Origin of the sequence: Pseudarthrobacter sp. 1C304 (assembly GCF_052245515.1) — a bacterium.
Taxonomy (GTDB): domain Bacteria; phylum Actinomycetota; class Actinomycetes; order Actinomycetales; family Micrococcaceae; genus Arthrobacter.
In genome coordinates this window covers 174,134-196,625 of sequence record NZ_JBQQCH010000008.1, presented here as the reverse complement: position 1 = coordinate 196,625, position 22,492 = coordinate 174,134, and the positions used below count along the sequence as shown (strand labels likewise).

22 protein-coding genes are annotated in these 22,492 nt (G+C 65.7%); 14 read left to right on the top strand and 8 right to left on the bottom strand.

Annotation, left to right across the window (positions count from 1 at the left end; all coding sequences use genetic code 11):
* Nucleotides 1-281: 281 nt before the first annotated feature.
* The 3 genes from ACTWQD_RS15235 to uraD form a co-directional block, all read right to left on the bottom strand.
* Nucleotides 282-1,127, bottom strand: coding sequence for a fumarylacetoacetate hydrolase family protein (locus ACTWQD_RS15235; RefSeq protein ID WP_443196961.1), 846 nt, complete (start codon nucleotides 1,125-1,127; stop codon nucleotides 282-284).
* Between the two features lie 249 nt (nucleotides 1,128-1,376).
* Nucleotides 1,377-1,718, bottom strand: coding sequence for a hydroxyisourate hydrolase (gene uraH / locus ACTWQD_RS15230; RefSeq protein WP_443196960.1), 342 nt, complete (start codon nucleotides 1,716-1,718; stop codon nucleotides 1,377-1,379).
* A complete protein-coding gene (uraD, locus tag ACTWQD_RS15225; protein ID WP_443196959.1) occupies nucleotides 1,715-2,212 on the bottom strand; it encodes a 2-oxo-4-hydroxy-4-carboxy-5-ureidoimidazoline decarboxylase in 498 nt (165 codons plus the stop codon). Before uraD ends, uraH begins: the two co-directional genes overlap by 4 nt.
* 233 nt (nucleotides 2,213-2,445) lie before the next feature.
* Here uraD and ACTWQD_RS15220 point away from each other — a divergent pair, with 233 nt between their 5' ends.
* The gene (locus ACTWQD_RS15220) at nucleotides 2,446-2,685 is read left to right on the top strand and encodes a hypothetical protein (protein WP_443196958.1); all 240 of its coding nucleotides are present in this window, start codon (nucleotides 2,446-2,448) and stop codon (nucleotides 2,683-2,685) included.
* 104 nt (nucleotides 2,686-2,789) lie between these two features.
* Entirely contained in the window at nucleotides 2,790-3,392 is a 603-nt protein-coding gene (locus tag ACTWQD_RS15215; protein WP_443196957.1) for a hypothetical protein, read from the top strand.
* Between the two features lie 1,246 nt (nucleotides 3,393-4,638).
* Here ACTWQD_RS15215 and ACTWQD_RS15210 read toward each other — a convergent pair.
* Nucleotides 4,639-5,475 carry an alpha/beta fold hydrolase gene (locus ACTWQD_RS15210; RefSeq protein ID WP_443196956.1) on the bottom strand — a complete coding sequence of 279 codons (837 nt, stop codon included), beginning with the start codon at nucleotides 5,473-5,475 and terminating at the stop codon, nucleotides 4,639-4,641.
* Nucleotides 5,476-5,636: 161 nt separating this feature from the next.
* Between ACTWQD_RS15210 and ACTWQD_RS15205 the strand changes: the two genes are divergently transcribed.
* A complete protein-coding gene (locus tag ACTWQD_RS15205) occupies nucleotides 5,637-5,804 on the top strand; it encodes a hypothetical protein (protein WP_443196955.1) in 168 nt (55 codons plus the stop codon).
* Nucleotides 5,805-5,905: 101 nt separating this feature from the next.
* Here the strand turns inward: ACTWQD_RS15205 and ACTWQD_RS15200 are convergent, their stop codons facing one another.
* Complete coding sequence (locus tag ACTWQD_RS15200; protein ID WP_443196954.1) at nucleotides 5,906-6,820, bottom strand: serine hydrolase; 915 nt, start codon at nucleotides 6,818-6,820, stop codon at nucleotides 5,906-5,908.
* A gap of 256 nt (nucleotides 6,821-7,076) precedes the next feature.
* On the opposite strand from ACTWQD_RS15200, the gene ACTWQD_RS15195 reads away from it, so the two are divergent.
* Complete coding sequence (locus tag ACTWQD_RS15195; RefSeq protein ID WP_443196953.1) at nucleotides 7,077-7,997, top strand: 2-hydroxyacid dehydrogenase; 921 nt, start codon at nucleotides 7,077-7,079, stop codon at nucleotides 7,995-7,997.
* Between the two features lie 100 nt (nucleotides 7,998-8,097).
* On the opposite strand, the gene ACTWQD_RS15190 is transcribed toward ACTWQD_RS15195, so the two are convergent.
* Nucleotides 8,098-9,345: an Nramp family divalent metal transporter gene (locus ACTWQD_RS15190; RefSeq protein ID WP_443196952.1), complete on the bottom strand. Its 1,248-nt coding sequence runs from the start codon at nucleotides 9,343-9,345 to the stop codon at nucleotides 8,098-8,100.
* A 178-nt stretch (nucleotides 9,346-9,523) separates the two neighbouring features.
* Nucleotides 9,524-10,465, bottom strand: coding sequence for a dihydrodipicolinate synthase family protein (locus tag ACTWQD_RS15185; protein WP_066439534.1), 942 nt, complete (start codon nucleotides 10,463-10,465; stop codon nucleotides 9,524-9,526).
* 166 nt (nucleotides 10,466-10,631) lie between these two features.
* On the opposite strand from ACTWQD_RS15185, the gene ACTWQD_RS15180 reads away from it, so the two are divergent.
* Both ACTWQD_RS15180 and ACTWQD_RS15175 read left to right on the top strand, forming a co-directional pair.
* Entirely contained in the window at nucleotides 10,632-11,672 is a 1,041-nt protein-coding gene (locus tag ACTWQD_RS15180) for a LacI family DNA-binding transcriptional regulator (protein ID WP_443196951.1), read from the top strand.
* A 96-nt stretch (nucleotides 11,673-11,768) separates the two neighbouring features.
* Nucleotides 11,769-12,110, top strand: a complete 342-nt coding sequence (locus ACTWQD_RS15175; RefSeq protein ID WP_443196950.1) for a YciI family protein — start codon at nucleotides 11,769-11,771, stop codon at nucleotides 12,108-12,110.
* Between the two features lie 24 nt (nucleotides 12,111-12,134).
* Here ACTWQD_RS15175 and ACTWQD_RS15170 read toward each other — a convergent pair whose 3' ends face one another.
* Complete coding sequence (locus tag ACTWQD_RS15170; protein ID WP_443196949.1) at nucleotides 12,135-12,572, bottom strand: VOC family protein; 438 nt, start codon at nucleotides 12,570-12,572, stop codon at nucleotides 12,135-12,137.
* Between the two features lie 305 nt (nucleotides 12,573-12,877).
* Here ACTWQD_RS15170 and ACTWQD_RS15165 point away from each other — a divergent pair, with 305 nt between their 5' ends.
* The 8 genes from ACTWQD_RS15165 to ACTWQD_RS15130 all read left to right on the top strand — a co-directional run bounded on the left by ACTWQD_RS15165 (nucleotide 12,878) and on the right by ACTWQD_RS15130 (nucleotide 22,388).
* Entirely contained in the window at nucleotides 12,878-14,032 is a 1,155-nt protein-coding gene (locus ACTWQD_RS15165; RefSeq protein WP_443196948.1) for an ROK family protein, read from the top strand.
* A gap of 8 nt (nucleotides 14,033-14,040) precedes the next feature.
* The gene (locus tag ACTWQD_RS15160; protein ID WP_443196947.1) at nucleotides 14,041-15,165 is read left to right on the top strand and encodes an extracellular solute-binding protein; all 1,125 of its coding nucleotides are present in this window, start codon (nucleotides 14,041-14,043) and stop codon (nucleotides 15,163-15,165) included.
* Nucleotides 15,166-15,252: 87 nt separating this feature from the next.
* The gene (locus ACTWQD_RS15155) at nucleotides 15,253-16,338 is read left to right on the top strand and encodes an ABC transporter ATP-binding protein (RefSeq protein ID WP_443196946.1); all 1,086 of its coding nucleotides are present in this window, start codon (nucleotides 15,253-15,255) and stop codon (nucleotides 16,336-16,338) included.
* Nucleotides 16,335-18,161: an ABC transporter permease gene (locus tag ACTWQD_RS15150; protein ID WP_443196945.1), complete on the top strand. Its 1,827-nt coding sequence runs from the start codon at nucleotides 16,335-16,337 to the stop codon at nucleotides 18,159-18,161. Before ACTWQD_RS15155 ends, ACTWQD_RS15150 begins: the two co-directional genes overlap by 4 nt.
* Nucleotides 18,118-19,635, top strand: a complete 1,518-nt coding sequence (locus ACTWQD_RS15145) for a lyase family protein (protein ID WP_443196944.1) — start codon at nucleotides 18,118-18,120, stop codon at nucleotides 19,633-19,635. The genes ACTWQD_RS15150 and ACTWQD_RS15145 overlap by 44 nt, the downstream gene beginning before the upstream one ends.
* The gene (locus ACTWQD_RS15140; protein ID WP_443196943.1) at nucleotides 19,632-20,588 is read left to right on the top strand and encodes a carbohydrate kinase family protein; all 957 of its coding nucleotides are present in this window, start codon (nucleotides 19,632-19,634) and stop codon (nucleotides 20,586-20,588) included. The genes ACTWQD_RS15145 and ACTWQD_RS15140 overlap by 4 nt, the downstream gene beginning before the upstream one ends.
* Nucleotides 20,581-21,654 carry an amidohydrolase family protein gene (locus tag ACTWQD_RS15135; RefSeq protein WP_443196942.1) on the top strand — a complete coding sequence of 358 codons (1,074 nt, stop codon included), beginning with the start codon at nucleotides 20,581-20,583 and terminating at the stop codon, nucleotides 21,652-21,654. The genes ACTWQD_RS15140 and ACTWQD_RS15135 overlap by 8 nt, the downstream gene beginning before the upstream one ends.
* Nucleotides 21,651-22,388 carry a glucosamine-6-phosphate deaminase gene (locus ACTWQD_RS15130; protein ID WP_443196941.1) on the top strand — a complete coding sequence of 246 codons (738 nt, stop codon included), beginning with the start codon at nucleotides 21,651-21,653 and terminating at the stop codon, nucleotides 22,386-22,388. The genes ACTWQD_RS15135 and ACTWQD_RS15130 overlap by 4 nt, the downstream gene beginning before the upstream one ends.
* Nucleotides 22,389-22,492: the final 104 nt, after the last annotated feature.

Genomic DNA, 22,492 nt, shown 5'->3' with positions numbered 1-22,492 from the left:
TCCTGAATCAAAGCATCCAGGGACTCCAGCCACTCGGCGGTCTCTTCCGGATCACGATCAGGCAGCTGGTTAGTCAACCCGCTGAGGATATGGGAGGTCTCTTCTCCTGCAGCCACGTCCAACCTCTTTTCGTCATTGAATGGTCGGCTCAAGTTTTCATTCTGTGAGAAAACTTTCTTGCATTTCGAGAATACTGAGCCGATTGCGGGCAGTCAAAACAGGCGGTCTGCCGGCCGCCGCCCACAGCGTGCCGGCAGCCTGTGGGCGGATTGTGACAGCGGTCAGGCGCGGATGAACTCCTGGCGCTGGCGTCCAAGCCCGGATACTTCTATCTCCACGACGTCCCCGGCTTTGAGATAAGGGAAGCGTCCGGACAGGGCCACGCCCTCAGGGGTTCCGGTGCAGATCAGGTCGCCGGGTTCCAGGACCAGGTACTGGCTGAGGTCGTGGATGAGGGTGGCCACGTCAAAGATCAGGTCCTGCGTGGTGGAGTCCTGGCGCGGCTCCCCATTCACCCAGCTGCGCAGCCGCAGGTTGCCCGGGTCCACGTCCTCCGGGGTGACCAGGTACGGGCCGGTGGGGCAGAACCCGGCGCAGCTCTTGCCCTTGGACCACTGGCCGCCGGGACCTTCCAGCTGGAAGGCCCGCTCGGACAGGTCGTTGACCGTGACGAAGCCGGCAATATGGCTGAGCGCATCCGCTGGTGACTCGAGGTAGGAGGCGCGGGTGGCGATGACCACGCCGAGTTCGACTTCCCAGTCCGTCCTGGTGGAACCGCGGGGGATGGCGACGGGGTCGTAGGGTCCCACCACGGTGTTGGGAGCCTTCTGGAACAGGACCGGCGCCGTGGGTGGTTCGGAACCCGACTCGGCGGCGTGCGCGGCGTAGTTCAGTCCGATGCCGAACACGGATGAGGGCCGGGTGATGGGGGCGCCGATGCGGAGTCCCGCGGCATCCATTTCCGGCAGTTCCCCGGCCGCCAGGGCGGCTGCTGCGCGGGCAGGACCGCCGGAGGACCAGAAGTCCGCGTTCAGGTCCGGGGTGAGTCCGGCCAGGGAATAGTAGGTGCCGCCGTCCATGATGGCGGGGGTTTCGGCGCCGGCGGCGCCGAGGCGTGCAAATTTCATGCGGTGATGTCCTTCTCTTGAGGACCGGTCCTTCAAGGACCGATCGGGTTCCCCCCCCCGGCTCAGGCCAGGAGCCGGCCCCAGTGCGGGTCCAGCAGCGGCGCACCCGCCAGGGCGAGGCAGTGCCACAGCGTGACCGCCACGGAGTCCAGCACGGGATATCTGACCCCGCGTTGGGGTTGTGAGGCGTGCAAAAGGGCCCGCGGCGGTGCCCCGGGCCCTTCGTCTCGTGGTGCGTCGTGCGTAGGGTCAGCTGCCCCGGTACGTGGAGTACGCGAATGGGCTCAGCAGGAGCGGCACGTGGTAATGGTCCTCGGATTCCAGCACGCCGAAGGTGAGGATGACCTCCGGGAAGAATGTTTCGGTCCCGCTGGCGGCGAAGTACTTGCCGGTGTCGAACGCCAGGCGGTAGGTGCCGGTGGGCAGCCGGTCCGGGCCCAGCTGCTTGACGCGGCCGTCCCCGTCCGTGGTGCCTTCCGCGATCTGGACCCAGCGCTCGCCGTCGAGCATGTGCAGGGTGACCGGGACGTCCGCCGCGGGCCTGCCGGAGCCGGTGTCGAGGATGTGGGTGGTGACGTGGGACATGCTCATTGTTCAATCAGCCCTTCGAGTCGGAGCACCGCGATCTCCCGCAGCTGCTGGCCGATGATTTCCTGTTCTTCCTCCGGAGTGTGGGTGAGCCTGGTGTTCAGGGCCGCCAGGATCTCCTCGCGGCTGCGTCCGGCGGCGCGGATCAGGAACACCTGCCCGAACTTCTCCTCGTAGGCCCGGTTGCCATCCGCCAGGGCCCGCGCGACGGCGGCATCGGCCTCGCCGAGTCCGGCCTGTTCCGCCTGGGACAGCTTGGCTTCCGTGCTGTTTCCCTGCGCCCGCTCGCCGATCCGCGGGTGGTGCGCCAGTGCGGCGTCGATCTCGGCAGGGGTGAACGGGTTGGCCGTGAGGCGTCCCGCGTCCAGGAGCGAGTCGAGGCTGGGGTAGGGGCGGGCGTCGGCCAGCCCGTCGACCCAGCGCTGGATGTCCAGGCAGGGCCGGAGTGTGGCGTCGGCCTCGTCCCGGCCGGCCGCGTTGAACTCGTTAAGGTGCATGAGGCGGATCCTCGTGTTTGATGCTGGCATCCACGGTGTAGGGCTATGCGGACAATACATTCCGCATCATGGAACTGTTATTTCAGCATATGCAAAAAGTGAACCGTACCGGCCTGCCGGTGTCAACTCCCTGAGCCGGTCGATGACGTGCCCGCGGGCCCGGTGGCGGAGCGGCGCTCCGTGCACCACGTTAGTGTGGGAAGCCTCCCCGTCCACGGATGAAAGGCAGTGTCATGAGTGATCCGAACGAACCGGCCGTCGACCCGGCCGGACTGCGCGGTCCCGGCGACCCGGACGCCGTCGAGGCCCGCCAGCCGCACGCCGAACCGCACGAGGCGGGTAACATCCGCGAGGAACAGCTGACCCAGGCCGCGGGAACGGTGCCGGCGGCCTACGTAGGGTCCGGGGATCCGGACGCAGAGGATAAGCCCGAGGACGCCGCGGACGCTGGCACCTGGGACGACGAGGTCTAGGCGTCCCGGGGGAGGGGGCAATCGTGTCTGAACTACAAACGTCAAAGACCCGAACCAGCCGCCCGGAAGGGTGGTGGGTCGGCGGTGGCCGCAGCCTGACTCTGATGAACAGCAATCCTGCGGTGGGCCCCGGCCCCTTCCGCCTCAGCCTTTACCTGAAGTTGATCTCCGCGTTTCTCATCGTCCTGGGGCTGGCCGCGACCATCGGGGCTGTCAGGCACATGCTCGACGGCGAATGGATGGCCGGATTGTCGCGTTCCAGGGGTATCCCCACGCCCCTGCTGTTCCTTCTGGGCCTCTTCCTCATGGCCGCGCCGTGGCTGATTAGCGCCCAGGAGCAGAAGAGCTGGGGCAAGCTGCAGCCGATCCTCTCCTTGGACTCCGACGGCGTGAACGTCCATACCCTTGGGCCGTCCTACCGGGTGCCTTGGGAGGCAATTGCTTCATTTCGCGTCACCAGGGTCAAGAGGCGCCGCCGGAAAGTCCTCAGCGTGGAGCTGAGAGCTCCGGCGAAAGACTTTCTCGTAGGCGCGGCCCGCGCACCTTCGGCAGCACCCGTGATCGAATCCGTGGTGTGCTTCGATGCGGCGTTGGAAGCCGAGGTGCTCGAGTTTTACCGCCTGCACGCGGATCGGCGGTCCGAGCTGGGGACAGACCAGGCTGCGCACCGCGCGAACCGGTCCAGATCAGGGGATCCCTCAGCCTAGGACGTCGCATCCGCTCGGCAAGGGGTCCGCGTCGGACGGTACGGAGGCGCTTTGGGACGGGCCCGCGGATGAGCATTCTGCCCGGGGACCGCGCCGGGCGGTGCGGGGGCTCTGCGCTCGTGATGGCTCGTCCCTGGTCCGCCTCTTCTTATGGGGGAACTGCTTCGTGCTCCTCGCCAAGGACGCCAAGGCCTAGGCCGTGGTGATCTTCACCAAGGGCGCCGGCCTGGACAGTGTCCCCGCACGGACAGAGGCCATCCACGACCTGACGGCCGCCGCGGATGGCGGGCAGACGGGCTCGTTGTTCTAGGCAGGGCCCCTCGCCGCCTGCAGTCAGGGTGCGCACCGGCGGTCCGGGGGCACTTTGGTGCCCGCCGACGTCGAAATCCACGACGGCGGCCGCGTGTCCCGTGTCAAAGTGCCCCCGGACGGCCGGAGGTCGCCGTGGAGGGCTCGTTGTTCTAGGCAAACCTCCTCGCGGCCCGGCGGTCCGGGGGCACTTTGGTGCCCTCCGACGTCGAAATCCACGACGGCGGCCGCGTGTTCCGTGTCAAAGTGCCCCCGGACGGCCGGAGGTGGCCGTGGAGGGTGCTCCCCGGACGGCCGGAGGTCGCCGTGGAGGGCTCGTTGTTCTAGGCAAACCTCCTCGCGGCCCGGCGGTCCGGGGGCACTTTGGTGCCCTCCGACGTCGAAATCCACGACGGCGGCCGCGTGTCCTGTGTCGAAGTGCCCCCGGACGGCCGGAGGTGGCCGCGAAGGGTGCCCCCCGGACGGCCGGAGGTCGCCGTGGAGGGCTCGTTGTTCTAGGCAAACCTCCTCGCGCCAGGCGGTGCGGGGGCACTTTGCCGCCTCCCGGCGTCGAACCCACGCCCGCGGCCGCGTGGCCCGTGTCGAAGTGCCCCCGGGCGGCCGGAGGTCGCGGCCGCGCGGCGACGGACTCGACGCGGCGGCGGTGCCTGGAGCCCGAGCCAGCACCAGGTCTCTGATCTGCCGGGCAACCGGCCCCCGGCTGATTTACGCTGTTGGGCACGCGGTCCGAGGCGCTTTGGGTGCCGGCCCGTGTCGACAGCCCGGCGGTCCGGGGGCACTTTGGTGCCCGCCGCCGTCGTAATTTACGACGGCGGCCGCGTGTCCCTTGTCAAAGTGCCCCCGGATGGCTGGAGGGTGCCGCGAAGAGTGCCCCCGGACGGCCGGAAGTCGCCGCGAACGGTGCCCCCGGACGCCGCGAAGCGGCAGAGCCCCGCCCCTACTTCCCCAGGAACGCCAGCAGCGCCTCGTTGACCTCGGCGGCGTGGGTCCAGAGCATGCCGTGCGGGGCGCCGTCGATCTCCACGTACTCGGCGCTGGGCAGGGCCTTCGCGAACTGCCGGCCCGTGACGTCGATCGGCAGGATGTTGTCCGCGGTGCCGTGGACAATCAGCGCGGGGACGTCGATCTTGGGGATGTCGGCGCGGAAGTCGGTGAGCCAGGTGGGCTGCGCGGCCACGGACGCGGTGGGGCCGCCGGAGGTGGCGAGGTTCCAGCCGGCGCGCATCACTTCCTCGGACAGCCGCGGCGTGCCCAGGAAGGTGTCGCTGTTGTAGAAGTTCTTGAAGAACTCGGTGAAGAAGGCGTAGCGGTCCGCGGTGACAGCTTCCAGCAGGCCGTCGAACACGGACTGCGGGACGCCGTCGGGGTTGTCCTCGGTCTGCAGGACGTAGGGCTCCAGCGAGCCGAGGAACGCCGCCTTCGCCACCCGGGCCGAGCCGTAGGTGCCCAGGTAGCGGCCCACCTCGCCGGTTCCCATCGAGAAGCCCACCAGGACGGCGTCGTTCAGGTCCAGGGTGGTCATGAGGGTGTTGAGGTCCGCGGCGAAGGTGTCGTAGTCGTAGCCGTCGGTGGGCTTGCTGGACTTGCCGAACCCGCGGCGGTCGTACGTGATGACGCGGTAGCCGGCGCCCAGCAGGGCCGTGGTCTGCTTCTCCCAGGAGGATCCGTCCAGCGGGTAGCCGTGGATGAGGACCACCGGCTGCCCGGTGCCGTGGTCTTCGTAGTAGAGCTCGACGTCGGTGCTGTTCTCGGTTCCAACCTTGATGTAAGCCATGTCAGCGGTCCTCTCGGTACGGTGCGAAGTCAGTGCGTGCGCGGCGCTGGTGCCACTGTACGGAACCAACGCCGGCAGGGAACAGGGTGTTCCCGCCATTTGGCGCCACATACCCCAGGGGGTATAGTTGTGACAACGGACCTACCAACAAGGAGAACCAGATGTGCCGACAGGTTGCATGCAAGAAGTGCGGTAAGACCACTTGGGCCGGCTGCGGCCAGCACGTTGACCAGGTCATGGCCGGCGTCAGGAGCGCCGACCGCTGCAAGGGCCACGAGGGTGAAGCCAGCACCAAGACCGGCTTCTTCGCGAAACTGTTCGGCCGCTAACCCCGGTTTTCCAAGGCGGAGCCCCCGTTGCACCCAGGTGCAGCGGGGGCTCCCGCCGTTAACAGCGGTCGACGGCGGCAGGCCGCCCGCCGTCGGGCCACCTACCCCCGCAGCGCCGTGGCCACCACGTCAGTCAGCTGGTGGATGGCCGCCAGGCGTTCCTCGCTCTCGCCGTCCTCACCCCACGTGTAGATGGTGAGCGCGAACGAGTGCTCGCCGCGGGTCAGGAGGGCGGCGTCGTGCACGTAGCCCTCCAGCTCGCCGTACTTGTGCTGCACGGTGATGTCCGGCCCGACGGCCGCCGGAATGAGCCGCTCGTTGTTGGTCTTCTGCATGTAGCCGAGCAGTTCCTGCGTGTGCTCCGCGTTGAGCAGCGTGCCCGCGGACAGTTGCGTGAGCACTGACGCCATCTCGGCTGCGGTCAGCAGGTTCTCTTCCGGGTCGTAGCTGATCCCGATCGATGCGGCGTACTCAATCAGCTCCGGGTAGCCGATGTCCTGCATCAGCAGCAGCCAGGCGTCGTTGCTGCTCGCGTTGACCATCGCCTGGAGCTGGAACTGCGCGTCGTAGCTGCCCAGCGGCACGTCCAGCTTCTTCTCGCCGGTCTCCACGAGGTGGTAGTAGGCGGCCGCCGTGATGATTTTGGCGGTGCTGGCCGCGACGAATTCAGTGCCGTCGCCGTAGCTGCGCGGCTCGCCGCCGTGGGTGTCGGCGAGGACGACGCCGATCCGGTAGCCGGCGTTTTCGGCAAGGATCCGGGAAATCCCGGCGTCAACGGTGTCAAGGTCGACGGCGGGCCGCGGGGCTTCCGCCGCCGGGGCCGCCTCCGCGGGCGGTTCCTCCCATTGGCTTTCGACGGCGGCCAGGAATCCGGTCCGGGGTTCCGGCCCCGTGCGGACCACGGCGGCGGTGACCATGCCCAGCACCACAAGGACGGCGGACGCCCAGACCAGGAGCAGTTTCCCCTGCGCAGTGAGGGGCTTGGCGGCAGGGCGGGAGGGTCCCGAGGTGTTCATGACGCAGGGCCTTCCGGATCAATCAAGGGCGGGGTTTCCTGCAATTTATGCCCGCCCGGGGGACATGTCCAAAAGCCGCGCGGTGCGCCGCGAAGGTGAGGGCAAACTCCCAGCTGGGCTTGCGCCGCCGTCGGGCGCGCCGCCCCCGTCGATTGCTCCGCTACCGCCCTTATGGGGCTCCAATAGGGCGGTAGCGGAGCAGTGGATGATGGGGGCCGCCGCACCCACCCCCGCCTGCACCGTTAGGCTGGCAGCTATGCCGAAGAAGATAACCGTGAGCCTGCCGGATCCCACCCTGCGCGAGTACCTGGCGCCGCACCCGGACGTCGCCGTCGTCGAATGGGACCTTTCCGGGGAACCGCCCGCGGCGCGGATCGACATCGTGGTCCAGCCCTACATGGGCGGCACGGAGGTGCTGCGCGGGCTGGAACAGGTTGACACCGGGCTGGTGCAGAGCCAGTCGATCGGTTACGACGGCGTCGCAGAGCAGTTGCCGGAGGGGCGGGTGTTCGCCAATGCGGCCGGCGTGCACGAGACCTCCACCGCCGAGCTGACCCTGGCCCTCATTCTGGCCAGCCAGCGCGAGTTCCCGCGGCTGCTGGCCAACCAGCGGGAGGGCCGCTGGGAGACCCGGCCCACCGCCAGCCTCGCGGACCGGCGGGTGCTGATTGTCGGCTACGGCGGGGTGGGCAAGGCGATCGAGGACCGGCTCCTGCCGTTCGAAACCACAGTGACCCGGGTGGCCAGCCGCGCACGGGAGGATGCCCGCGGGCACGTCCACGGCATCGGCGAGCTGCACAGCCTGCTCCCGGAACACGACATCGTGGTGGTGGGCGTGCCGCTCAGCGACGCCACCCGCCACCTGATCGACGACGCCTTCCTCGCGGCCATGCCCGACGGCGCGCTGCTGGTCAACGTGGCGCGCGGACCGGTGGCGAACACCGACGCCCTGGTGAAGCACACGGGAGCGGGCCGGATCCGCGCCGCTCTGGACGTCACCGACCCCGAACCGCTGCCGCAGGACCACCCGCTGTGGCGGACCCCCGGCGTCATCATCAGCCCGCACGTGGGCGGGGCCAGTTCGGCCATGCGCCCGCGGATGGGGAAGCTGTTGCAGCGGCAGATCGACCTGATGCTGGCGGGGGAGCCGCCGGTGAACGTGGTGCTGGGCGGGTAGCGGGCCCGGCGCGGGATGGGCTGAGCCGGCTGCGCGCCGATAACCCAGAACAGGCGGTGCCCCGGGAGGGCGCCGCCTGTTCTGCCGTTTGCCTTGGCCGTTACCCGAGGAGGAGGGTGATAAGGCGCACGGACGAAGCCACGATGGTGACCAGCCCGACGACGGCGAAGAGGTTGTGCCACCACTTGTTGCGGAGTTCGCCCATGACCGCCGTCTTGTTGCTCATGATGATCAACAGGACGCCGAGCAGCGGGGCGATGAGCACGGTGAGGGACTGGGCGATGACGATCAGGCCCACAGGTGAGGACTGGAATGAGAGGGTGATGATCAGCCCGAAGCTGAGAATCACACCTGTGACGATCCGGGCAGCGGGTGAGCCCGCCTTTGCTCCACGGCCCATGGCATCGGAGAGCATGGTGCCGCCTGCTGTGGCGTTGGCGATCATCGAGGAGAACGCGGCGCCGGAAAGGCCCAGCGCGAAGAGCATCGAGCCCCCGGGCCCGGCGAGGGGTTCGAAGATGGATGCCAGTGCGCCGATTGATGTCGCTTCGCCGCCGGTCTGGCCCAGGACTGAGGCCGAAACAAGGATGACCAGGGCGGTCATGATGCCGGGGGCGACGATCCCGGGGATGGTGTCGACAAGGGTGATGTCACGGTAGTCGGTGCGGGTGCGCTTGTGTTCTTTGATGCCGTAGGAGGCGTAAAACGCGGCGTTGATCGAGAAGTTTGTTCCGACCAGTGCGACCACCAGGATCTCGCTGCCGGCGGGCAGTGAGGGAATGGCGCCTTCAAGGGCCCGGTACCAGTCGGGCTGGGCGACGACGGCACTGGCCACGAACGCAACGGCCATGAGGGCGACGATGACCAGCAGGGCTTTTTCGACGATTCCGTAAACGTTGCGGAAGGCAAGGACGAGGGCGACCGCTGCTGTGCAGACGACGGTCCACAGGACAGGGGATCCCCCGAATACCAAGGACAGGCCGAGGCCGGAACCGACGGCGTTGCCGACGGAGAACATCAAGGTGATGCCAAAGACGCCGAAGCCGGCCAGGACGCCAAACGGCCTGCCGAGGTGTTCCTTGATGGAAGTGATCAGGGACGTGGGTGTGGCGATGCCGAGCCGGACGCTCATGTCGGTGAAGAAGATCATGAGGATGGTGGAGACTGCAATGACCCACACCAGGGTGTAGTCGAAGCGGCTGCCGGCCTGCACGGCGGTGGTGAGGTTGCCGGGGCCGAACTGCCAGGCGCCCACGACGAAGGCCGGGCCCATCAGGGCCAGGTAGCCCAGGAAAGTGCGTTGTTTTTTCGTGGCGTCTTCGGCCTGGTGTCCTTGCTGGGTTGCCATCTGTTCTTCCCTGTGACCTGAGCGGCTGATGGTCTTATTCTGCTCGCGCATCGGCGAGTCCTCCTTCTACAGCGACATTGCTGGGGGTGTCGTTGGCCCGGGGTGGAGAGTAAAAAGCTGGGGCACGGGCGGCGGGCCAGGGGGCCCGCCGCCCGTGAGGACCCGTGATGGGTGGGGGTCAGACGGCAGCGGTGGTGGTGACCTTGCCGATGTTTGCGGCGGCGAAGGCTTCCGCGATTTCGGTATCGGCGCCCTCGGTCAGGGGCAGGAGCGGGGTGCGCACTGTGGCGTGGTCCAGGATGCCCCGGTTCACGAGACCCCACTTCAGAGCGACGGTGCCTTCCATGTGGGAGCCGCGGTGGTACACGTTCTTGGTGACCGGGAGCAGGCGCTCATGGATTGCGTGGGCGCGGGGGTAGTCCTGGGCTTTGCCGGCTTCGATGAGTTCGACGAGCAGTTCGGGGGCGATGTTGCCGTAGCCGACGAGGAGACCGTCGACATCGAACATCGTCGGCAGCAGGTACTCGTCGTGGCAGGACAGGATCTGCAGCTCGGGGTACGCGGCGCGCAGCGCAGGGATCTCCGTGTACCACCGGCGCATGTTCCGGACACCGTTCTTTGTGGCGAAGACGCCCTCCTGGCCGGCGATCTCCAGCTGAGTGTCGAGGTTGTAGCTCGCCTTGGTGTTGTCGGGGTACTGGAAGAGGATCAGCGGCAGGCCGGACTCTTCGTAGATCTCCTTGTAGCGCGACTGGGGTGCGCCGTCCTGGTATCCGAAGCGCAGCCACCCGTGTGAGGGGTAGACGAGACCGGCTGCCGCGCCGGCTTCGACGGCCTTTTTGGCCTCGAGGGCGGCGGTCTTGTTGCCCTCCTTGGTGATGCCGGCCACGACCGGTACACGGCCGTCGGTCGACGCCACGAACGCGCGGATAACGTCCAGCTGCTCCTCCTCGGTGAGGAACGTGCCTTCGCCGGCGTGCCCCAGGACGACGAGGCTCTTCACGCCCTCAATCGATCCGAGCCATGAACCCAGACGCTGGATTGCAGCGTAGTCGACAGCGCCATCTTCGGTGAACGGGGTGACAGGTGCGGGGCTGAGGCCGCGGAGATCGAGTGTCATAACAGCTACCTTCTTGTCTTCTTTGATGGTCGGTAGTCCCGCTTCCGTGAGAACGTTTGCGGGAACGTTTTCAATATGACACGTGTCGCAGCTCACTGTCAAGAGAACGTTTGCAAGAAGGAGGAATAGAGTGTCTGTAACGCCCCTGCTTGGAAGGAGACCCGCCATGGACCCGGCAGCCCCCGGCGTCATCGTCACGCTCAAGGACGTCGCAGCGGCCAGCGGCGTGAGCATCTCCACTGCCAGCCGCGCCCTGGACGAACGCACCACCTCGCGTTCGGCGGCCGCTGCGCATGTCCGGAAGATCGCCGAAGAGCTCGGCTACCGGAGAAACTCCTTCGCTTCCAGCCTCCGCCGGGGTGAAACCCGGACCCTCGGAGTCCTTGTGCCGCGGCTCAGCGATACCGTGATGGCCCTGATGTTCGAAGAACTCGAACGGGCAGCCGCCGACCGCGGCTATTTTGCGATGGTCGCTACCAGCGGGGACGAGCCGGACGATGAACGCCGCGCGGCCGAGACGCTCCTTGACCGGAATGTTGACGGACTCATCCTGGCGACAGCCCGCCTGGACGACGAGCTTCCCCGCCTCCTGCGGGAACGCCGCGTCACGCACGCGCTCGTTCTGCGCACCGACGGGGTCAGCCCGTCCGCCCTGGGGGACGACGAGGTGGGCGGCTATCTGGCCGTCCGGCATCTGATCGACCTGGGTCATCGGGACATCGCAGTCGTGACGGGACCGTCCTTCACCTCCACAGCCGTCGGCCGCCTGGCCGGAGCCCGGCGGGCGCTGGACGAGGCAGGTCTCGGGCTGCCGGAGGAATGGGTGCAGGCCGGCGGCTACGGCATCGAAAACGGTCTCCTGACCGGGGAACGCCTGCTCGGCGCGAGCCGCCGGCCGCAGGCAATATTCGCCGCCAACGACAACATCGCCCTGGGCATCATCGCAGCGGCGCACCGGCACGGACTCACGGTCGGTACTGATCTGGCACTGGTCGGCTACAACGACACCCCGCTCTCGGCGATGTTGCCGACGCCCCTCACGTCCGTCCGGGTCCCTCTGGACCAGATCGCCAGGGCCGCCATCAGCCTCATCACCGAACCGGACAAGGAGCCCCGGGTCCGGAAATTCATGCCCACCCTCATTCCGCGGGAATCGAGCAGGCGCCCCAGGCGCGCCCCGGAGGATGCTGACTCACGACGTCCCTGAGCTGCTGCAGCGCTCCGGGCCCGCGGGACCTTGCGCGGCGCGGGGGCGTCGGCGAGGATGAACGCGATCCCCGTGCTGCGACGAAGGAGTGCCGCGATGACCAAGTACCTGATTTCGTTCCCGAGTGCCGCCATGGAGGTCCCCGAGGCGGAGCTGCCGGCCGTTGCGGACGCGGCACACGCCGTCGTCCAGGCAGCGAAGGACGCCGGCGTCTGGGTGTTCGGCGGCGGCATCAATGAGAGCGTCCCGCCCGTGATGGTCGACGCCGACGGGACCGCGCGCGAGGGCACCTACCCGCAGACGTCACAGATCGAGGGCGGCTACTCGGTGCTGGAGCTGCCCTCGTACGAGGCGGCGCTGGAGTGGGCCGCCAAGATCGCGGCCGCGTGCCGCTGCGCACAGGAGGTCCGCGCGTTCCAGTACGACCCGGCCAGCTAGGGACGTCCGGGCGAGTGCCCGGCGTCAGGTCTTCCTAAGCTCCTCGGCAAGCATCACGATGATGCCGCTGGGGCCGCGCACGTAGGTGAGTTTGTAGATGTCCTTGTAGGTCGCCACGCCGCGGAGCGGATGGCAGCCGTGCTTCGCGGCTGTTTCCAGGGCCTTGTCGAGGTTGTCGACGGAGAACGCGACCCGGTGCATGCCGATCTCGTTGGGAAGGGTTGGCTCCGTCTCGATCGGGTCCGGATGGAGGTACTCAAAGAGTTCCAGCCGTCCGTGCCCGTCCGGCGTCTGCAGCATGGCGATCTTGGCGTGGTTGCCGTCCAGGCCGACGGCGGTGTCGGTCCAGTCGCCGATGACCGTGTCCCGGCCGATGACCGTGAGGCCGAGATCGGTGAAGAAGGCGATGGCGGCTTCGAGGTCGCGCACGGCGATGCCGACGTTCTCCAGTTTGATGCTCATGGGCAACAGGCTACCGAGGCGGGTGTGCTCGGCTCCACTAGCGCGAGTGATGGCGGGTTTGTCGCCGTTACAGCTACTGGCTCAGAACGGTGCAGGGAACTGGACTCTGAAGTGACCGCAGCCCAGGGCCCGCGAGCCTTTGGACCACGCCTCCGGGTGCTGCCGCTCTGTCCCAATGTCTGCAAGCAGCACCAGAGGACGATTGTGCCCGGTGCGTCTGCACGCGGCCCGTCGCCCCGTTTGTTTCATCCGAGAAGAGGTCCCTTACCCTTGCATTCTTACTTTATTCACCGTATAAAGTAAGAATGTTATCCGAGTCACAGCCTGCGGCCCCCACTGGGCGGGATGCGCTGCGCAGAATCCGCTCAGGTGCAATCTTCGGAACGTTACTGGCGGCGGGACCGTTGGCCCGGACTGATCTGGCGCACAGGACTGGATATAGTCCATCCACCGTTACGGGCATTGTGCAGGAGCTCAGCGAGGCGGGATATCTGCGCGTTGTGGGGCAGCAGGAATCTACCGGCGGGCGGCGGCGGACGCTGATTGAACTCAATAGATCGGCAGTGACCATAGCCGTTGTCGGCCTCCGTGGCGCCCGGATCTGGTGTGCCGTGATTGACCTTGAGGGCACGCGGCTTGACTCGGCAGAACAGGAATTCGACCCGCAGGATCCCGTTGGAAGCACCGCGAGTGTGGTCATGACGCTGCATCGCCGGGCAGGTATTCCCCCCGTGCACGTTGTGGTGGCATTGCCTGGCGTGGTCGCCTCTGACGGTTCGCTTGCCCTGTCTCCGGCTTTTGGCCCGGTGGCACACCTCCGCCTGGCAGACGAGTTGGAAGCGGCGACGAAACTCCGGACCACGGTGGAAAATGACGTCAATCTCATCGCGCTGGGGGAGCGGGTGGATGGTGCGGGTAATGGTGTGGACGATCTCGTGCTGATTCATATCGCGGAAGGTATCGGTGCCACGATCATCTCCAGCGGAGAGGTTCTGGACGGTGCGTCCCGGTCCGCGGGTGAAATCGGGTTCCTCCCGCAGGGACTGGAAGCCGGCCCGCATGGAGACCGGGGAGACTTCGAGAAGCGCTGGACGGCGGCCGGGATCCAGGAGGAGGCCGCCCGACTCGGGTTGGTGCTACCCCACGAGACGGCCATTGAAATGCTCTGCGCCACCGACTCGACTGTGGCCCGCCAACTTCTCGACGACGTGGTGAGGGCTTGGGCATTTGCCGCCATCGTGTGCGTTTGCGTGGTGAACCCGGCAAGAGTGATCTTCTCCGGCGATGCCGTGGCCCTGGGCGAACAGGCACGCCAGCAGCTCCGCGACCGGGTACAAAGTGCCGCGCCGTCTCCGACGGAAGTTGTTTTTGCCGAACTCGGAAATGCGGCCATCCTGCACGGCGCCATCGCGAGAGTGGTCAAGGCACCTGCCGTTCTCTTCGCCGGGGCAGTCGGATGACCGGACATATGACTTATTCGAACCAATCAGCCAACAAAATCAATAGGAGAAAATCAATGACGTCACGACCCTTGAGATTCGCACTTCTTGCCGGCGGTCTCGCGCTCACCCTTGGAATGACGGCCTGTGGGCTGGATGCGCCCAAGGATTCAGGCTCGTCTGCCGGCGCCGCCGGGTCGGGAACCCTGACCATCTACACGGCACGGGACAAGGGCCTGGCGGCGGACGTAGTTGCGGATTTCGAAAAGGCCAACCCGGAGTACGCCGGAAAAGTTCAGCTGCTGACGCTCGGCGCACAGGAAGCGCTTGAACGCATCAAGGCGGAAAAGGCCAACCCTCAGGGCGATATCTGGTGGGGCGGTACACAGCAGCAGATGGAGCAGGCCGCGTCCGAGGAGGTGCTTTCGGCAGCGCCAAAATCCGTAATCGATGCTGTACCGGCAGCTCAACGTGATCCCGAGGGCCTCTGGGTGGGTGAGATGAAGCTGGCGGAAGTCATCTTCTACAACAAGGACATGCTCTCTGCCGACGAGGCTCCCAAGGACTGGGACGACCTGATCGCACCGGAGATGAAAGACAAGATCGCCATCCGGGATGTTCTGGCCTCCGGCACCATGCGGAGCATCTTCGCTTCCATGATCGATCGCAAGTATGACGCGGCAGGCAGCCCAGAGGCCGGCTACGACTGGCTGAGGGCGCTCGACTCCAATACCAAGGTCTACGCTGCAAATCCCACGGATCTGTACCTGCGGATCACGCGCCAGGAAGCCGCCGTTACCGCCTGGAACCTGCAGGATGTCATGCTGCAGATCCAAAACCAGAAGGCGCCCTACACGCCGGTAGTACCCGCCTCCGGGGCCCCCATGCTGATTGACGGGGTCGCGAAGATCAAGAACGGGCCGTCCTCTGCCGGTGCCGACGCGTTCCTTTCCTTCCTTCTGGGTCAGGAGGAACAGACCAAGCTGTCCGAGAAGTACTTCCAGATCCCCACGGTTACTCTTCCCACCGAACCGGCCTGGCTGGCAGATCTGGACCTGAAGGAAATGGACGTCAACTGGGAGCGCGTCAACAAGAGCGAGCCTGAGTGGAGCAAGTACTGGGCCGAAAACATCAAGGGCCAGAACAAAAGCTAGTGACCCAACCAGCGGGGCCGGGCCCGGCCCGCCCCGCTGGCCATCGCAACATACCGGTCAGTACCTAGACACCTCTGTGGAGCAACCATGACAAGCGTCTTCCTCAACGGGATCAGCAAACAGTACTCGGGGGCCAAGCCTTCGGTTTCAAACCTCACCCTCACCATCGATGACGGGGAGTTCTTCACCCTGCTGGGACCTTCGGGCTGCGGCAAGTCGACCACGCTGCGCATGGTGGCCGGGTTCATCCAGCCCACCAGTGGAAGCATCCACTTCGGCGACAGGGACGTCACCAATACGGCACCCAACAAGCGTGACACCGGCATGGTGTTCCAGAACTACGCTTTGTTTCCGCACATGAGCGTTCGCGGAAACGTGGCCTACGGCCTAAACGCCCGGGGCGTCGCCAAGCAGGACAAAAACAAGCGGATCGACGAGGCGTTAGTCCAAGTCGGACTCGAGGAACTCGGTGACCGGCGCATCGATATGCTCTCGGGCGGACAGCAGCAACGGGTGGCACTGGCACGCGCCCTGGTCATCAGGCCGGCCGCACTCTTGTTGGACGAGCCACTGTCCAACCTTGATGCCAAGCTGCGAGAGCAAACCCGCACCGAGATCAGGTCGACGCAGAAGGCTGCGGGGACCACCTGCCTTTACGTCACCCACGATCAGGCCGAGGCCATGGCCATGAGTGACAGGGTCGCAGTGCTCAATGCCGGCGAGCTGCATCAAGTGGCCTCGCCCCGCGAGGTGTACAACAGACCGGCCACTGCGTTTGTGGCCAGATTCATCGGCCGCTCCAACGTGCTGCCATGCACGGTCCTCGGCGCTGATGGCGGCTTTGTTAGTGTCCGCGTGGCCGACGGATCTGTTTTCAAGGCCCCGCGCGTTGAAGGCACAATCTCGGCCCGCGTCTCGGTTGGGGACCAGGCGGCAATTTCGCTGCGTCCTGAATCAATCGTCCTGACCGTCAACCCGGGAGTCGAGAGCGCCGGAAACCTGAAAGGACGCGTGCTCACAGCGGAGTTCACCGGGGCCGTCAACATCTATGAGGTCGACTGGCAGGGACAGAAAATCGTAGTGTCCGCTCCGGACAGTTTCGACCGGGCGGAACCGGGCGATCTGGTGGGAATGACACCCCACCAGGACCGGGTGTGGATGGTGGAACCGTGAGTCTCACCGCCCCCAGGATCCGTAAGCGATCCGAACTCACGTCCTCGGACCGCTTCGTCTACCTGTTAGCGGCCCCGCTGGTGCTTGTCTTGCTGGTCTACATTGTCGTACCCATGCTGGCGACGGCCACAACCAGCGTCCAGGGCGACGGCAACGCATACCGGGGTTTCGTCAGCGGCAGTTCCGGGACGGCTCTGGGTCTCTCGGTCGGAATATCGATCGCCTCGGTCCTGACCACCGGTGTGTTGGGCACTCTCCTCGCCGTGCTGTTGTCCCGCTTCGACTTCCCGGGCAGGAAAGTCCTCCGGCTTTTTGCCCTGCTGCCCATGGCGCTGCCGCCCCTTATCGGCGCGGTCTCCTTCTACTTCCTCTACGCGGAGAGCGGCATCATTCCGCGGTTCCTGGCCCAGTACTTTGGCGCCGACGCCGCGGCAGTATCTGCAAACGGTGTCTGGGGCGTTCTTCTGGTCCACACCATGACGATGTACCCATACTTCTACCTGGCCGTCACCTCCGCCCTCGCCGGTTCAGACGCTTCCATGGAAGAGGCCGCGCTCAATCTGGGTGCCAGCCGGTTCCGGATGTGGCGCACGGTACTGCTGCCGATGCTGACGCCGGCGCTGGTCTCGGGGACGCTCCTGACGTTCATGGTGTCCATGGCGTCCTTCACTGCCCCGCAGTTCTACAACGTCCAGACGCTCACCATGCAGATCGTGGCCTCGCGGACAAGCGGGGCCTACGACGTGGCCGCGGCCCAAGCCGTTGTTCTGTCCGTCGTCTCCATATTCTTTCTTTTGGCCATGCGCTGGTACGAAAACCGGCGCATCCATCGGGGATCCTCGAAAGGCACTCCCCAGTCCGTCAAGGTACTGCACGGGACTTTTCCCCGCGCAGCCGCCGGACTCGGCTCACTCTTGATGGTTGTGTTCCTCATGGCACCACCAGCCACAATCGCCCTGCTGTCCTTCACAGTCGACGGCTCCTGGACCACCCAGATCCTGCCACCGGAGTACACCCTTGAGAACTTCACCCGGATCTTCACGGATCCGGCCTCCCTCCGCCCCATTTTGGTCAGCGCACAAATGGCGTTTGTGGCCATGATCGGCTGCGTTCTGGTCGGTGTCCTCGCCGCATGGGTGGTCACCAGGTGGAAAGGCCCCGGGAAAGGACTCCTCGATGTGATGGTCATGCTGCCGTGGGCCCTGCCAGGGACCGTCATCGGCGTCAACATTGTCACCGCGTTTGCCAGCCCGGCTCCCTTCAATCTCGGACAAGTGCTCATCGGGTCGCTCTGGATCCTCCCTGTGGCCTACTTCGTCCGGTTTCTCCCCTTGGTCTTCCGTTCCGCCAACGCGTCACTGGCGCAGATCGATCCCAGTGTGGAGGAAGCTGCCCGAAGCCTGGGGGCAGGCTCATGGCGGGCGCTGAGGACGGTATCAGTGCCTCTGATGTCCCGCGGCATCATGGCTGGAGCGCTTATGGCCTTCATCCAGGGCTTCGGAGAATATGTGGCGTCCGTGGTGGTCTACCCGCCCCGCTATGCACCTCTGTCGGTGGAAATCTACAACCGCATCTACTCCAACGAATTTGGCACGGCGGCAGCCTACGGCACACTCCAAATGGTGCTCATCCTGCTTGTGCTGGCTATGTCGCAGCGGCTCGAGGCCCCACGCCGAGGCAAAAAGTCGCGTGCACCCTTCCGGGGCCTCGGTCGCAGTGCCGCGCTGGCCCCCGCGCTTGCCCCAACGCTCAACCCGATCCATGAAACCGGTGAAAACGATGAACACGTCAACGAACCAGTCGCTGCCGCGCCCCGCGCTTAAGGACCATGCGAATCTGTCCATCTACTGGGACAACCACTTGCGGGACGCTTTCGACGAAGCGGCACCGCACATCTACCCGGCCATGGTCGAAGCCAGCCTGGCGCACGTCCTGATGCTGACCCGTCAAGGCATACTCCCGCGCACCAGGGGTGAGCTCCTGCTGAAAGGACTGCTGACGCTCTGGGCCAGAACACAATCAGGCGAGCAGCGCTACATTTTCGACGGCAGCGTCGAGGACCCCTACTACTTCCTTGAGCAGCAATTGGCCATCGAGTGCGGTATCCAGACCTCCGAGTTGGACGTTCAGCTGGCCCGAAGCCGGAACGACCTGGACGCCGGGGTTTTCAGGATGGTGTTGCGGCGCCAGCTGCTGGAGCAGACGGCCCTCGTGGTCCAGGCGGCCAAAGACGCGGCCGCCCAGGCGGCAGCCAACGCGGACAGCCTCATTATCGGATTCACCCACCGCCGTCCTGCGCAGCCAACCACAATCGGGCACGTCCTGGCCGGGCTCGCCGAAGCGTTCTTGAGCCAAGCCAAGGAAATGCTCAGCATCTACGAAGAGCTGAATATATCTCCGCTCGGATCGGCCGCCTTCACCGGGACAGACCTCCCGATCGACTCCGCAATGGTCGGCCGCCTTACCGGCTTCGATTCCAGTTTCACATCCAGCTACGAAGCAGTGGCCGGCGCTGAGCACTTCATGCGGCTCGCCGCGGTCCAAGCCAGGATCACGGCAACCGGCGCCCGGTTCTCCCGCGTGCTGCTGGAATGGATGACATTCAAATGGGTGGAGACGCCCACCGCCTACACCCAGGGCTCATCGATCATGCCGCAGAAGAAGAACCCGGTGGTCCTGGAACATATGGTTTCCATGGCCGGCGTGACCGCAGCGGACATGGCCGCCACCTACGCCAACATTGGTTCCGCTTGGTACGAGGATTCGAACAACGCGACCACCGACGTGCAGAAGCACCTCTGGCGCGCCGGGGAACGCGTAGTCCGCTTCATGCGGATGATGGACGGGCTCCTGCTCGACCTCCGTGTTCTCCAATTGCCGGATCACGCTGAAATCGTGGCCTCCGGTGCCACCACGACGGCCGTCGCGGAGTCGCTGGCTGCGTTGGGCGTCCCCTGGCGCGGAGCCCACGACGTCGTCGGGCGGCTCGTCCGCGCCGACGCCCCGGCGGATTGGACCGTCGACCGCGTCGAAAAGGCTTTCGCTGACGCCGGACTCGAAGCTACAGAAGAGTTGGTTACCACCACCCTAAACGCCGGGCAGCAACCCGCACTCGTCCTCACCCGCACCCAGACTGGAAGTCCGGGCACCGACGCCGTTCGGCACAATGCGGCCGCGTCGCAGAACCGTGCCGGCGCGTTGGGACTCGAAGTCCAGCGCCGGATGAACATGATCGACGCTGCCAGGGAAAGCCTGCTGGAGACGGCCGCGGACGCCGGCGAAAGGGGACGTTGGTGACCAGCGGAATTACCATTGTCGGGAACACCAACCTGGACGTCATGGTCAGCGATACGTACGAGCTTCCCCCGCCCGGTACGGAGCGGGTGGTGCCTTCGGTTTCCATCAGGCTGGGCGGCTCGGCCGGAAACCTGGCGGTCCGGTGCGCAGGGTTGAAATTTCCGACGACGCTGGTCAGCAGAGTTGGAAATGACACTTCGGTTCAAATTCTGGAAGCGGAACTGCGGCTTCCGTCCCTGGACGCCCGACTGCTTAGGACGGACAGTGTACCCAGCGGCATCACCGTCGCCATCGAGGCCCCAGGCCGGGACCGCGCCTTCCTGTCTTCCCTCGGCGCCATGGCCCATATGCGACAGGAGGATATCGACGAAGCGGTGCTCGCAACGGGATACGTCGCCTTGGCCGGATACTTCCTGCTGCCCGAACTGCGCGGTCCCGCCCTTGCCAAGCTTTTTGACCGAGCCCACCGGGCAGGGGCACAAACCGTGCTCGACACCGGCTGGCCGCCGGAAGGGTGGACTGAGTCAGTTCGTCAGGAAGTCTTGGAAGTACTCGAATCGGTGGACATCTTCCTGCCCAACAATGACGAGCTCCATGGCCTCATGGCGAACGACGACACGGAACGGGCAGCCCGCGACTTGGCGATCCGCACAAACACCTTGGTGACCGTCAAAATGGGGGCCGGGGGCGCCGGCCTGGCCACTCCGGACGGCTCGTGGACCGTGCAGGAAGCGGCCGCCGTCGGCGTCATAGATTCAACCGGCGCGGGGGACGGCTTCAACGCTGCATTTCTGGTGTCGGCGGCCCGCGGTTCCGCATGGCCCGAAGCCCTGTCGACTGCCGTGGGCTACGCCACGGAAATGGTCGCCACCGCTCCTGAGCTCCGTGCCGGAGTGGACCTGCACCCCGAACCAAAGGCATCGGCGCAGACACAGGTGATCGGGATTGCGTAACGACATCATCAACGGACGGCCCACCGTTCAGGGACTGTCCATCATCGATTTCCACCTCCATTTCCGGATGCCGCATGACCGCCTGACGCGTTCTTTAGCCGGCGGCCAGTTCGGATCAGGCGACACCGGCGTCCGCAGCGGTTGTGAGGAGTTCGAAGCCGGCCAAACAGCCCGTTCAGCCGCCGTCGCCTCCACCTCGGAGCAATGGCGGAAGAGTTGGGACTTCGCGGACCCGGAACCTATATCGGCAGACGCCGGGTGGGAAGAGGAAGCAGATCGCTGGACCCTTGAACTGGACCATCACGGCATCGAGCACGCCGCTTTTGTTACTGCCTGCGGGAACGACAACATGACCGCACTGGTGGAACGCGGAGCCGGACGGTTCCTCGGAATGGCTGCCATGGCAGACCCCTTCGCTCCCGGGGCTGCGCGGGACTTCGAAACAGCCGTCACCGACGGCGGCCTTCGCGGACTGAAAATGTTCGCCCCGCTGGCCTCATTCCGGCTGGACGATCCTGCAGCAGACCCTGTTTGGGAGGTAGCCTCCCGGCACAAAGTTCCCGTCCTGATTCATTTCGGACACTGCGGCTCGGCTGGCGGTATTGCCCAGAACGCATACAGCAATCCGGCGACCCTTGAACGGGCGGCGAAGATGTACCCCGAGGTCACCTTCGTAATCCCGCACTTCGGGATTCAACATGTGCAGGAGGTGCTTTTCCTGATGTGGGCGTGCCCCAACGTGCTGGTGGACACCTCAGGCTCCAATCAGTGGGTGAGATACATGGCGCAGCGGCTTACGCTGGAGGACCTCTTCCGGCGGTTCTACGAAACAATGGGCCCGGACCGGATCGTTTTCGGCTCCGATTCGTCGTGGTTTCCGAGGGGCTTTGCCAGAAGATACCTGGCGGACCAGCTCAGGATCTGTTGGGAGATGGGAATGCCGACGCGCGAACTCCAACAGATCTTCGGCGGAAATGCAGCGCGTCTCCTGAAACTCGATCACTGGAGGCCCGCGGCTGCCGGTGCCGCGTCTGCCTGCAGCCACGACGGCAGGACGAAACGGTGAGCACCGTCGAGGGTCAGACTGTGACCCTGAGCATCCACGCGTCCCCAGGAGAAGCCGGAGAAGCTGCCGCCGAGCAGGTGGCCGATCTGGTGCGCCGCAATTCCGCGGCAGTCCTGGGTCTCGCGACGGGCTCATCGCCGCTGCCCCTTTATGAGGCCCTGGCGAAGAAGGACATCGACCTGGCATCGGTAGCGGCCTTTGCCCTGGACGAATACATCGGATTGCCGGCAGGCCACGAGCAAAGCTACGCCGCCGTCATTCGAACCCACGTGATCGAGCCACTGGGCATGACGCCTGCCAGGGTCCACATTCCCGATGGCAATCCGGATGATGAGGAACTCGCCGGCGAAGCGTACGAGGAAGCGATCGTGGGGGCGGGCGGGGTCGACCTGCAGATCCTGGGTATCGGATCCAACGGCCACATTGGCTTCAATGAACCGGGCGCACCGTTCTCATCACGGACACGCGCGGTGACCCTCGCTGAGCGCACCCGCCGGGATAACGCCCGGTTCTTCGACACTCCCGACGCAGTCCCCACTCGCGCCGTCACCCAAGGTCTGGCGACAATCTTCGAGGCACGCCAACTGCTCCTGATTGCCCATGGGGCGGGTAAGGCGCAGGCGATCAGACGTGCACTCACCGGACCCGTGACGGAGGATTTTCCGGCGTCACTGATCCAGCATCATCCCAACGTGACGGTGTTCCTCGACCGGGATGCAGCCGCCCTGCTGTAGACCTCCAGTCATCTGCAGGGCGGCGAGCTAAGACTCGTATCCTCTGCCGCCCCCGGCGCTCCTCCGAAGGGAAGCCTCGGAGGGGGGCTGCGGCGGCGGGGACT